4 protein-coding genes are annotated in these 12,470 nt (G+C 71.5%); 1 reads left to right on the top strand and 3 read right to left on the bottom strand.

Features of this window, described 5'->3' with window-relative positions:
• Position 1: 1 nt before the first annotated feature.
• The 3 genes from QTH86_RS25270 to ppc form a co-directional block, all read right to left on the bottom strand.
• Entirely contained in the window at positions 2-8,179 is an 8,178-nt protein-coding gene (locus tag QTH86_RS25270) for a glycoside hydrolase family 94 protein (protein ID WP_286648921.1), read from the bottom strand.
• Positions 8,180-8,182: 3 nt separating this feature from the next.
• The gene (locus tag QTH86_RS25265) at positions 8,183-8,401 is read right to left on the bottom strand and encodes a hypothetical protein (RefSeq protein WP_286648920.1); all 219 of its coding nucleotides are present in this window, start codon (positions 8,399-8,401) and stop codon (positions 8,183-8,185) included.
• 171 nt (positions 8,402-8,572) lie between these two features.
• Positions 8,573-11,461, bottom strand: coding sequence for a phosphoenolpyruvate carboxylase (gene ppc / locus QTH86_RS25260; RefSeq protein WP_286648919.1), 2,889 nt, complete (start codon positions 11,459-11,461; stop codon positions 8,573-8,575).
• A 68-nt stretch (positions 11,462-11,529) separates the two neighbouring features.
• Here ppc and hemC point away from each other — a divergent pair, with 68 nt between their 5' ends.
• On the top strand, positions 11,530-12,465 hold the full coding sequence (gene hemC, locus QTH86_RS25255) for a hydroxymethylbilane synthase (RefSeq protein ID WP_286648918.1): 936 nt from the start codon (positions 11,530-11,532) through the stop codon (positions 12,463-12,465).
• Positions 12,466-12,470: the final 5 nt, after the last annotated feature.

Here is a 12,470-nt window from a genome sequence, read left to right as displayed (position 1 = left end):
GTCAGCCGCCGTCGCTCACCGACAGCCAGACGGCATCGGGCGCATCCGCGGCGCCCGCACCCCCCCCGATCGGCAAGGCGCGCCAGTCGATCCAGGCACCCGGCGCCAGCGCGATGCCCTGCGTGCGGGCGTCGCCATGCTGCAGCCGCAGCACGCGCCCGCCGAGCCGCAACGTCATCTCGAAGCCCGGCCAGTGCGCCGGCACGCGCGGCGTGATCGACAGCCGGTCGCCGCGTACCACCAGCCCCAGCAGCGTCTCGATCGCGGCGCGATGCAGCCATGCGGCCGAGCCGGTGTACCAGCTCCAGCCGCCGCGGCCGACGTACGGCGCGGCGCTGTAGATGTCGCCGGCCATCACATAGGGCTCGAGCTCGTAGGCCGGGCCGCGTTCGGGATGGCGCGCGCGGTGCGCCGGGCTCAGGCCCTCGAAGCTCTGCCACGCGGCTTCGGTGTCGCCCGACAGCGCCTGCGCCATCAGTGCCCACACGGCGGCGTGCGAGTACTGGCCGCCGTTCTCGCGCACGCCGGGCGGGTAGGCCTGGATGTAGCCCGGGTTGTTGGGCGAGTGCGCCAGCGGCGGATGCAGCAGGCGCAGCAGGCCGGCCCGCTCGTCGTGCAGCTGCGCCTTCATCGCGGCCATCGCGGGCTGCGTGTGCGCCGCGTCGGACGCGCCCGACAGCACCGACCAGGCCTGCGCGATGAGGTCGATGCGGCATTCGTCGTTGATCGCCGAGCCGAGCGGCGCGCCGTTGTCGAAGAAGGCGCGGCGGAACCAGGCGCCGTCCCAGCCGGCCTCGTGCAGGGCCCGGATCCAGCCCTGCCGCGCGATGCGCCAGCGCTCCGCGCGGTCGGCGTCGCCGCGCGCTTCGGCGATCGGCGCATAGCGCTCGACCACGCTGCAGAGGAACCAGGCCAGCCACACCGATTCGCCGCGGCCCTCGTGGCCGACGCGGTTCATGCCGTCGTTCCAGTCGCCGGTGCCCATCAGCGGCAGGCCGTGGATGCCGACCGCCAGGCTGTGGTCGATGGTGCGCGCGCCGTGCTCGTAGACGCTCGCGCTCTGCGCGCTGGTGCGCGGTGCGTAGTAGGCGTCCTCGGCACCGTCCGGGATGCCCGGGCCGTCGACGAAGGGCACCTCGTCGTCCAGCAGGCTCGCGTCGCCCGACACCTCGACGTAGTGCGCCACCGCATAGGGCAGCCACAGCAGGTCGTCGGAGAAATGGGTGCGCACACCGGCGCCGCCGGGCATGTGCCACCAGTGCTGCACGTCGCCTTCGGGGAACTGGCGCGCCGCGTTGACGACGATCTGCTCGCGCAGCCGTGCCGGGTCGGTCAGCGCGAAGGCCATCGCGTCCTGCAGCTGGTCGCGGAAGCCGAAGGCGCCGCCCGCCTGGTAGAAGCCGGCCTTCGACCAGAGCCGGCAGACCAGCGTCTGGTAGATCAGCCAGCGGTTGACCAGCGCATCGAACAGCGGGTCGGGCGTGCGCACCTGCAGCCGCCCGAGCAGCTCGTCCCAGAAGCCGCGTGCCTGGGCCAGGGCCTCGGCCACGTCGCGCGCCTGCCAGCGGCGTGCGAGCGCCACCGCGGTGTCGGCATCGTCGGCGTGGCCGAGCATGAAGCTGAAGGTCGCGCTCTGGCCGATCTCCAGCGTGAAGTCGCCCGCGATGGCCGCGCAGGCGTCGAGCCCGCTGCCGGCGCGCTGGCCCAGTGTGTCGGGCACCTCGATGCCGCCATGGCCGGCGAAGAATTCGCTGCGCTCGCAGGTCCATTGCGACGGCGCGTCGATGCCGGCGAGGGCGACGAAGGCCGTGCTGCCGCCGAAGCCCGCGCTCGACTCGCGCTGCTGGCCGAAGACGGCCGGCAGGTCGTCGGCCTTCCAGCTGTGCACCGTGCGGCGCTCGCCGCGCGCGGCGCCCATCTGCCACTCGACCATGGCCAGCGCGCGCAGGCGGCGCCGGCCGCTGCCTTCGTTGCGCACGGTCACCTGCACGAGCTTCATGCGCTCGTCGCGGTCGGCGAAGAAGGTGGTCTCCAGCACCATGTTGCGGTGCAGGCATTCGAAGACGCTGTAGCCCTGGCCGTGGCGCACGCGGTGCCGCGCCGCGCTCGCGCCCCGGCTCGCCGGGGTCAGCGGCAGCAGTTCGCGCGTGTCGAGGTCCTGCAGCAGGTAGTGTTCGAAGGCCGGGTCCTGCACCGGGTCGTTGGACCACGGCGTGAGCTGGTGCATGCGGCTGTTGACCGCCCAGGTGTAGCCCGTGCCCGACTCCGACACCTGGAAGCCGAAGCCGGCGTTGGCGATCACGTTGACCCAGGGCTTGGGCGTGCGCCGGTTCAGGTCGACCTCGAAGCGGAACTCGCCGCTGGCCGCGTCGAACCTGCCCTGCGGCGCCTGCGCGCTGTCGTCGATCTGGGCAGGCGGCGGCGGCCGTGCGAGCGGCGTGTGGGGCACGGCCGCGGTCGATGCGGTCGGCACGGCGGCTTCCCGCAGGGCGGCCACCTGCGCATCGAGCGTGCGGCCATCGGCATTGAAGACGGCGCGCGCGAGCGTCGCCAGCGCGGCCTTCTCCGACGGCGCCACCTCGGCGTCGCGCAGCAGGAAGAAACCGGCGGCGTCGTTGCGCGGAAAGCTGTTCTGCGTCTCCTGGCCCACGCGGCTGCGCACGCCCTCGATCTCGCGCTGCAGCGGCATCAGGTACGAGCCCGGTTCGCCGTTGAGCACCACCAGGTCGCAGGCCACGCCGCCGAAGCCCCACCAGGGCTGCGCCCGCAGCAGCGTGTTGACCAGGCCGATGCCGATCATCGAATGGATGCGTACCAGCACGATGGGCTTGTCGCCCGAGATGCCGAAGCGCCAGATCTGCCGCAGGTCGACCGGGCCGCGGTCGCTCATCACGCGGGGCGTGGTGTAGGTGAGGATGGTGGTCAGGTCCTGCAGCGCCCGCGTCTTGACCGGGTCGATCGCCAGGTCGCGCAGCCGCACCTGCGCCAGCGTGGCGGCCATGCGCATCGCCCGGTCGACGTGCATCGGCTGCATGTAGCGGTCGATGCGCGGCAGCAGCGTGTCGACGTCCTCCTCCGCCGTGGTCGCGAAGGTGAAGCGCGCCGTCGCGCCCGGCGCGATCTGCAGGCGCACCCGCAGGCAGGCGATCGGGTCGAGCCCGTTGACCGGCGCGCCGGCGGCGTCGAGCGGTTGCGCATCGAGCAGCGGCGTCGCCAGCGTGTGGTTGCGGCCGATGAACGCACGGCGGTCGGCCAGGCAGTCGACCGACAGCACATGCGCATCGGTCGAGGCCAGGAAATGCGCCACGACCACCACCGCGTCGCCATGCAGCCGTGGCTTGCGCGACAGGATCAAGGCGCGCAGCGACGGCTCCCAGCGCGTTTCGACGAAGAGGTTGGCGAAGGCCGGATGCGCCTCGTCGGCCTTGGGGTTGGACAGCACCGGCTCGAAGTAGGACACGAGTTCCAGCGTTCGCGTCGTGTCGCCGCTGTTGTGCAGGGTGACGGTGCGAAGCTCGGTGTCGTCTTCCGGGCTGATGAGCACGGTGATGCGGCTCTGCAGGCCAGCGCCGCTCGCCTCGAACTGGGCCTGGTCGGCCAGGAAGCGGGTGCGGTACGTCCAGCCCGGGCCCGGCGCAGGCAGGGCGGTGAGCGAACTGAGCGCCGGTTGCCCGACGTCGCGCACGAAGAAGAAGGTGCCGTGGCCGTCGCGCAGCGGGTCGTCGCGCCAGCGCGTCACGTTGAAGGAATGCCAGCGGCTCACGCCGGCGCCGCTGGCGCGCAGCGCCACGGTGTAGCGGCCGTTCGACAGCAGGTGCGTGGGCTGGAAGCCCGACGCCATCGGGTCGACCAGGCGCGGCTGGTGCGACGGTGCCACGTCGGCCGTGCTGGGCTCCGGTGGCGGCCGTGGGTCGGCGCTGCGGATGATCTGGCGTGGCGTGCGCTCGTGCAGCATCGCCGCGTGCGCCTGCACCAGCGGGGCGCTGCCGAACCAGCGTTGCGGCGCGCCGTCGCGCAGCACGTTGCACAGGGCCACCAGCGACATGCCCTGGTGGTGCGCCATGAAGTTGCGCACCACGGTCAGCGGCTCGCCCTCGGGCTGGCGCGACACGGTGAAGTCGACCGCATCGAAGAAGCCGAAGTCGCCCCGGGCGCCGAGCGCCTCGAGCCGGCGCAGGTTGGCCACCGCGTCGCCCGGCGCGAACAGCGAGGCCATGGCGCTGGCATAGGGCGCGACGACGCGGTCGGTCGGCGGCGTGCGGCGCAACGCGAGCCGCGGCACGCCGAAGGGCGAGTACTGGTAGGCCAGCGAATGGTCGCGCGCGAAGTACGCCGATTCGGACACGCCCCAGGGCAGGCCCTGCGCGCGGCCGAAGGCCTGCTGCTCACGCACCGCCGCGAGGTTGGCGACCTGCAGCAGGCCGTCGTCGGGTTCGGCCATGACCAGCGCGGGCATCAGGTACTCGAACATCGAGCCCGACCACGACTTCAGCCCCGGCTGCGCACCCACGGAAAGGAAGGGCCGACCGAGCGCCATCCAGTGGCGGCGCGGCACGTCGCCCTTGGCGATGGCCAGGAAGCTCAGCAGGCGCGATTCGGAGGCGAGCAGGTCGTAGTAGCTCGCGTCGAGCACGTCGTCGTCGACACGCAGGCCGATATGGAAGAGATGGCGCTTCGGGTCGTAGAGGCCGCGGAAGTCCATGCCGTGGCAGAGGGCCTGGCAGCGCGCGGCGATGGCGTCGAGCTCGGCGCGCGTCGCATCGCCGGCGTGGGCCGCGAAGCCCCGGCAGGCCTGCGCTACCGTCAGCAGGTGGCCGGCGAGGTTGCCGCTGTCCACGCTCGACACGTAGGCCGGCTGCAGCATCGCGAGCGTCTGCGTGTCGTACCAGTTGTAGAGGTGGCCGCGGTGCTTGGCGAGGCGGTCGACGCTGTCGAGCGTGGCGGCCAGGCGCGCGGCGAGCGCCGCGTCGTCGAGCCAGCCGAAGTCGCGGGCGCAGCAACTGGCCAGCAGGTACATGCCGATGTTGGTGGGCGAGGTGCGGTGCGCGATGCTCGCCTCGGGTTCGAGCTGGAGGTTGTCCGGCGGCAGGTGGTGGTCGGCCTCGCTCACCGCATGCTCGAAGAAGCGCCAGGTGTCGCGCGCCAGTGTCTCGAGATACGCGCGCTGGTCGTCGGGCAATGCGTCGTGGTCGACCGCCGGCACGCGGCTGGCCCACCAGGCCGCGGCGGGCGCGAGCGCCCACAGGCCGAAGAGCAGCACGCCCGCGAGCGGGTGCGGGCTCCACAGGGCGGTGATGGCGAGCGCGATGCACAGCGCGCTGACCGGCGCGCCGCTGCGCACGAAGGTAGCCAGCCCATAGCGCGCCAGCGATTGCGATTGCGCAGCGGTGGTCCATTCGAGCAGATGGCGGCGGCTGGCGAGGCGCCAGAGGGCGCGCAGCGTGGCGTCGGCCAGCAGCCGTGTCTGGGCCGCGAGCTGCGTGAACTGCCAGGCCGCGCCGGCCAGTGCGCGTGCGAGCTCGGTGAACCCGACCGCGAAGAAATGGCGCAGCGCGATCGCGCGGCGCGTCGGCACCAGCCCCGCGAGCGCACCGAGCAGCGGCCCGAGGGCGAGCGCGGCGGCCACGGCGCCGAAAGCCCAGGCGAGCGGCAGCGCGTCGGTGAAGACGGCCACGGCGAGCAGTGCGAAGGCGGCCGGGACCACCAGCGCGCGGCGCAGGTTGTCGCTCATCTTCCAGAGCCCGAGCGCGTCGATGCCGAAGCGGCCTGCGCGCCCCATCAGCGGCAGCAACTGCCAGTCGCCGCGGGTCCAGCGGTGGATGCGCGCGGCGGCGACGCCGGCGTGGTGCGGGTGGTCCTCGATCAGCACCAGGTCGCTCACCACCGCGCAGCGCGCGACGCTGCCTTCGATCAGGTCGTGGCTGAGCACCGCGCCGTCGGGCAGGCGGCGGTCGAGCGTGGCGTGCACCGCGCGCACGTTGAGCAGGCCCTTGCCGGTAAAGGAGCCGGTGCCGAACAGGTCCTGGTAGATATCCGAAGCGCCGCTGCTGTACGGGTCCAGCCCGCACTGGCCGGCGAACATCCAGTGGAAGGCCGAGCGCTCTTCGCGCGTGGGGAAGGGCGTGACGACGCGCGGCTGCAGGATGCCGAAGCCGGCGACGACGCGTTGCGTGGTCGGATCGATCTGCGGCGCGTTCAGCGGATGCGCGGCGATCGCGACCAGTTCGCGCAGCGTGCCGGGGGGCAGGCCGGTGTCGCTGTCGAGCGTGAGCACGTAGGCGATGCCGTCGGCCAGCCGCAGCCCGGGCGCCATCGGCAGGAAGCCGTCGGCGTCGCCGGCGGCGATCAGGCGAAGCAGCATCTCGAGCTTGCCGCGCTTGCGCTCCCAACCGATCCAGCGCCGCTCGGTGTCGCTCCAGCTGCGCGGGCGGTGCAGCAGCAGGAAGCGCGGCGGCGCGCCGGCATCGACCGGGTAGGTCGCGTTCAGTTGCGCGATGCGTGCGATCGCGTCGTCCAGCAGCGCATCGTCGCCGGGCTGCGCCGGCTGCGGCGCGTCGGCCCAATCGGTCAGCAGCGCGAACTGCGCATGCGCCTCGCGGTTCGCAAGCCAATGCAGCTCGAGTCGCTGCGCCAGCTGTTCGTTGGCGTCGAAAGAGCCGAGCAGGGTGGGGATGACGACCAGCACGCGGTGCGTCGCCGGAATGCCCGCGGCAAAGTCCAGCCGCGGCAGCGGCTGCACCCGCGTCGATTCCGCGACGAGGCGGTGCACCAGCGCGATCACCGCTTCCGACAACGGCCAGGCCATCAGCAGCAGGGCGACGACGGTCGCGAGACCCCGCTCGTCGTGGCCGGCACGGTGCAGACCGTGGACCGCGAGCGCGAGCAGCAGGGCGGTGCCGAGCGCGATGCAGCCCAGGTAGGTCGGCAGCCGCCAGGCCCGTGTCGGTGCGGCGGCCGGGCGCCGTGCGGCCGTGTCCGTGCGTGCCAGCGCGAGCGCGGCGAGCAGGGCGGGCCGGCCGGGGCCGAACAGGTGGTAGCCGGCCGTGAGGTCGGCACCGGTGCCCGGACCGCGGGGCGTGCCGCCGGCCCGGGCCAGACGCAGCACCGCTTCGGCCACGCTGCGTTCGGTGCGTTCGCTGATGCGGGCCACCTGCTCCATGGCATGCGTGATCTGCTGGCGCGTGAGTTCGCTCTCCTCTGCAAAGCTGGGCAGCTCGCGCAGCACGCGCAGCGATCGGCTTACCGGTTCGATCAGGTCGGCCCATTCGACCTGGCCGATCATGCGCAGCGTCGTGATGATGTTGCCGACCGTCAGGTTGGCGGCGGCCTGGTCGGTCTGGGCGCGGTCGATCAGCGCCGGTCCGTGCGGGCAGTGCTGCTCGGTCCAGGCGACGAGCGCCGGCGGTCGCGCGCTGCGTTCGCCGGGCAGGCGTTGCCACAGCTGGGTGCAGTAGCTGTGCTCCAGCCCGCGCTCACGGATGGTCGCGAACAGCGCGTCGAGGTCGGCGACCGACAGCGTCTCGGCGCTGTCCCAGACGGCATGCGCCAGTTCGCGCGCGACCTTGTTCTGCGCGATGCTTTCCGCGACACGGCGCAGGTTCTCCAGCAGCACCACGCGCAGCGTGGTGGGCAGCGCCCACAACTCGCCCAGCGTGAGTTCGTCGACGTCCTGGTAGGCATCGAGAAAGGCGGTGAAGAGTTCGCTGTTGAGCACGCTGTCGGTGTGTGCGACGTACGCCCACGCGATGCCGTAGACGCGCGGGAGCCCGGCCAGCGGTGCTTCGGCCAGCTTCGGCAGGCGCGCGTAATAGCTGCGCGGCACGCCTTCGCGGATCTGTTGCAGCTGCGCTTCGACCAGATGGAAGTTGTCCAGCAGCCACTCGGCCGCGGGCGAGACGTAGCGCCCGCTCTGCGAAATCAGGGCGATGTAGTCGAAGGCGCCGCGCAGCGACGCCAGGTTCTCGTCGACGCGAGGGAAGAAGGGCGCATTGCGGCGCGCGTGTTCCTGCGCCTCGACCGGCTGCGCGCGGGCGAGGCTGCGCCCATGCTGGCTGAAGCGCTGCAGGCCGAAGAGTTCGGCACGGATGGGGGGCTGGACCGGCGCGTGCGGCCGTTCGAGGAGCTGACGGGCGTAGTCGCTGAGCGAAGCGAGGCGGTCGAGCACCGCGGTGTCGCTCACCGGTCAGGCAGCGATGGCGAATCCGATGCCGACGAAGACCGCCACGCAGGCGAGGGTGACGATATGCCCTGCGGCGATCGCACGAACGTGCTGAAGGTGACTGCGCGCCATCGACCAACGCCCATGCGCCGTCGCACATTGCTGCATGTGGGACGCCAGCGCGTCGAAATCGCTTCGTATGAAGTCGATGTTCGAGGGGGCGAGCGAGTGCGGATAAGACATGACACGGTTCCTGTGAAGACGTTGTTTCAACCACCGCGCGAGAAAGAGCGAAAGCCACTGACGTACCTGACAGGGTACTCCCCATGTCAAGTCGTCTCGGCACGTCAGGCACAGGTCCGCGTGTAGGAGGCGGCGCACACTGCGTGAACGTGCGCCGCGCGAGTGGCGACCTCAGCCCGTGTTGCGCAGGCCCGCCGCCACCCCGTTGATCGAGATGTGGATGCCGCGCTGCAGCCGCTCGCCGCCTTCGCCGGCGCGGTAGCGCCGCATCAGTTCGACCTGCAGGTGGTGCAGCGGGTCGATGTAGGGGAAGCGGTGGCGCACCGAGCGCTGCATGTCGGCGTTGCCCTCGAGCCGCTGTTTGGCGCCGGTGATGAGCGTGAGCGCGTCCGACGTGCGGTGCCATTCGGCTTCGATCAGGCCGAAGACCTTCTGGCGCAGCTTGCGGTCGGCCACGAGTTCCGAGTAGCGCGAGGCGAGCGCCAGGTCGCTCTTGGCCAGCACCATGTCCATGTTCGAGAGCAAGGTGCGGAAGAAGGGCCATTGCGCGTACATGCGCTGCAGCAGCGCCTGGCGTTCCTTCTTCTCCGCCGCATGGGCGCCGCCCGCGACGAACTGCTCGATGGCCGAGCCGAAGCCGTACCAGCCCGGCAGGGTGAGCCGGCACTGGCCCCAGCTGAAGCTCCAGGGCACGGCGCGCAGGTCCTCGATGCTGCGGCTGGGGTTGCGCGACGCGGGGCGCGAGCCGATGTTGAGCTCGGCGATCTCGCGGATCGGCGTGGCGCTGAAGAAGTAGTCGCCGAAGCCGGGCGTCTCGTAGACCAGGTGGCGGTAGGCCGCCATGCTGGCCGACGACAACTCGGCCGCGGCCGACAGGAAGGTGGCCGGCGGTGCCTTGGCCATGGGCAGCAGCGTGGCCTCGAGCGTGGCGGCGACCAGCGTTTCGAGGTTGCGCCGGCCGATCTCGCGGTTGGCGTACTTCGAGCCGATCACCTCGCCCTGTTCGGTCAGGCGGATCTGGCCGCGCACCGTGCCGGGCGGCTGCGCGAGGATGGCCTGGTAGCTCGGGCCGCCGCCGCGCCCGACCGTGCCGCCGCGGCCGTGGAACATGCGAAGCCGGATCGGCGGCTCCTGCGCCTTGTCCTTTTTCTTGCCACTGCCTGCGCCGTTCAGCTCGTCGAACAGCGCCACCAGCGCGAGGCCGGTGCGGTAGAGCTCCCAGTTGCTGGTGAAGATGCCGCCGTCCTTGTTGCTGTCGCTGTAGCCGAGCATCACGTCCTGCAGCGCACCCGAACGCTGGATCAGCGCCTTGATGCCGGGCAGGGCGTAGAAGGCCCGCATGATCGGCGCGGCGTTGCGCAGGTCTTCGATGGTTTCGAACAGCGGCACGACGATGAGGTCGTTGGTGGCGTTCTCGTCCAGGGTACCGCGCAGCAGGCCGACTTCCTTCTGCAGCAGCAAGGCTTCGAGCAGGTCGCTCACCGTCTCCGTGTGGCTGATGATGTAGTGGCGGATGGCGGCGGCGCCGTAGCGCGCGCGCGCCGTGCGGGCGGCGGCGAAGATGGCCAGTTCGCTTTGCGTGAGCGGCGCGTAGTCCACGTCGGGCACGCGCAGCGGGCGGGCCTCGTCGAGCAGGCGCAGCAGCAGCGTCTGCTTGGCGTCTTCCGCCAGCGCGGCGTAGTCGGGCTCGATGCGCGCCTTGGCCAGCAGTTCGGCCACCACCGCCTCGTGCTTGTCGGAGCTCTGGCGCAGATCGACCGTGGCCAGGTGGAAGCCGAACACCTCGACCGCGCGGATCAGCGGACCCAGGCGCTGCGCGATCAACGCGGCACCGTGCTTGTCGGTGAGCGACTCCGCGATGGTGCGCAGGTCGGCCAGGAATTCTTCGGCGTTCGGGTACGGGTTCTGCGGCGCCACCGCATGGCGCGCGGCCTCGCCACCGGTCAGGTCGCGCAGCGTGGCGGCCAGGCGCGAATACACGCCGGTCAGCGCACGGCGGTAGGGCTCGTCGACGCGGTGCTCGCTGTGGTCGGGCGAGCGCTCGGCCAGGGCCTGCATCTCGACCGACACGTCGACCAGCGTGGCCGACAGCGACAGTTCGCCGCCGAGGTAGTGCACCTCGGTGAGGTAGTGGCGCAGCACCAGTTCGGCCTGGCGCCGCAGTGCGTATTCCAGCGTCTCGGCCGTCACGTTGGGGTTGCCGTCGCGGTCGCCGCCGATCCACTGGCCCATGCGCAGGAAGGGCGCGATGCCGTCGTGGCCCAGCGCGCGCTCGAGCTCGGCGTACACGCGCGGAATCTCGCGCAGGAAGGTCGCTTCGTAGTAGCTCAGCGCGTTCTCGATCTCGTCGGCCACGGTGAGCTTGGAGAAGCGCAAGAGGCGGGTCTGCCAGAGCTGCGTGACGCGGATGCGGATCTGGTTCTCGTTCTCGGCGTACTCCAGCGGCGTGAGCGCGTCCTTCTTGCCGGCGAAGGCCTGGCGGCGCCAGCCGATCTCGTCGCGCGCGGTCAGCAGCTGCGCGATGGCGCGCTCGGCATCGAGGATGCTCTTGCGCTGCACCTCGGTCGGGTGCGCGGTCAGCACCGGCGACACGTAGCTGTGCGCCAGCGACTCGACCACCGCGGCGCTCGACACGCCGGCCTTGCGGATGCGTGCGAGCGCGGTCTCGAGGCTGCCGTCGGCGCTCTCGCCGGCGCGTTCGTCCTCGGTGCGGCGACGGATCTGGTGGCGGTCTTCCGCGAGGTTGGCCAGGTGGCTGAAGTAGGTGAAGGCGCGGATCACGCGCACCGTCTCGGTCGCGCTCAGGCCCTTGAGCAACTGCTTGAGCGCGCGGTCGGCGGCATGGTCGGCGTCGCGCCGGAAGGCAACCGAGAGGGTGCGCACCTTCTCGACCAGTTCGTAGGTGTCCTTGCCCTCCTGCTCGCGGATCACGTCGCCCAGGATCCGACCCAGCAGCCGGATGTCGTCGATGAGCGGCTGGTCTTCGCTGCGGGCCCGCTTGGGGGCCTGCTTGGATGCCCGCTTGGATGCGGTAGCCAGCGCCTTCTTGCCTGTCGTCATTCGCGTCATCTCCTCGTTTTGGAAGGGTGCGCCGCCTGCGTTGTTGCGGCGCAACATGCTAGCATCCCATGGGTCTTCTTCACCACTGGAATCCGGCCTTGAGCAACATCGTGATCGCGACGCGCGAAAGCCGTCTGGCCCTGTGGCAAGCCGAGCACGTGCAACGGCTGCTGCAAGAACGAGGCCACTCGGTCAGCCTGCTGGGCATGACCACCCGCGGCGACCAAATCCTGGACCGCACGCTCAGCAAGGTCGGCGGCAAGGGCCTGTTCGTCAAGGAACTCGAAACGGCGCTGGAAGAGCGGCGCGCCGACATCGCGGTGCATTCGCTCAAGGACGTGCCGATGGAACTGCCCGAGGGCTTCGTGCTGGCCTGCGTGCTCGAGCGCGAAGACCCGCGCGACGCCTTCGTCTCGCCCACTTACGCATCGCTCGACGAACTGCCCCAGGGCGCCGTCGTCGGCACCTCCAGCCTGCGCCGCGTGGTGCTGCTGCGCGCACTGCGGCCCGACCTGCGCATCGAACCGCTGCGCGGCAACCTCGACACCCGCCTGCGCAAGCTCGACGAGGGGCAGTACGACGGGATCATCCTGGCGGCCGCCGGCCTGAAGCGGCTCGGCCTCGAAAGCCGCATCCGCACCGCCTTCGAACCCGAGACGATGCTGCCGGCCGCCGGGCAGGGCGCGCTGGGCATCGAGGTGCGCGCCGATCGCGCCGACCTGATCGCGCTGCTCGCACCGCTCATGCACCGGCCGGACGCGCTGGCCACCGCCGCCGAACGCGCCGTGAGCCGCGCGATGGGGGGCAGCTGCTCGATGCCGCTCGCGGCGCATGCCCGCTGGCAGCCCGACGGCAGCCTGCGCATCGAAGCCGCCTGGGGTGATCCGGAAGGGACGGGCGCGCTGCTGCGCGTCGAGGCGCGGGGCGCCGTCGACGGCGCCGCGCAGGCGGAGGCGCTCGGCGACGAGGCCGCGGCCCGGCTGCGCGCGGCCGGCGCGCACTGACCGCT

It is taken from the genome of Variovorax sp. J2L1-78 (assembly GCF_030317205.1).
Taxonomy (GTDB): domain Bacteria; phylum Pseudomonadota; class Gammaproteobacteria; order Burkholderiales; family Burkholderiaceae_C; genus Variovorax; species Variovorax arabinosiphilus.
Note: the sequence above shows the minus strand (reverse complement) of the source record. Positions and strands in the feature narration are given on the sequence as shown.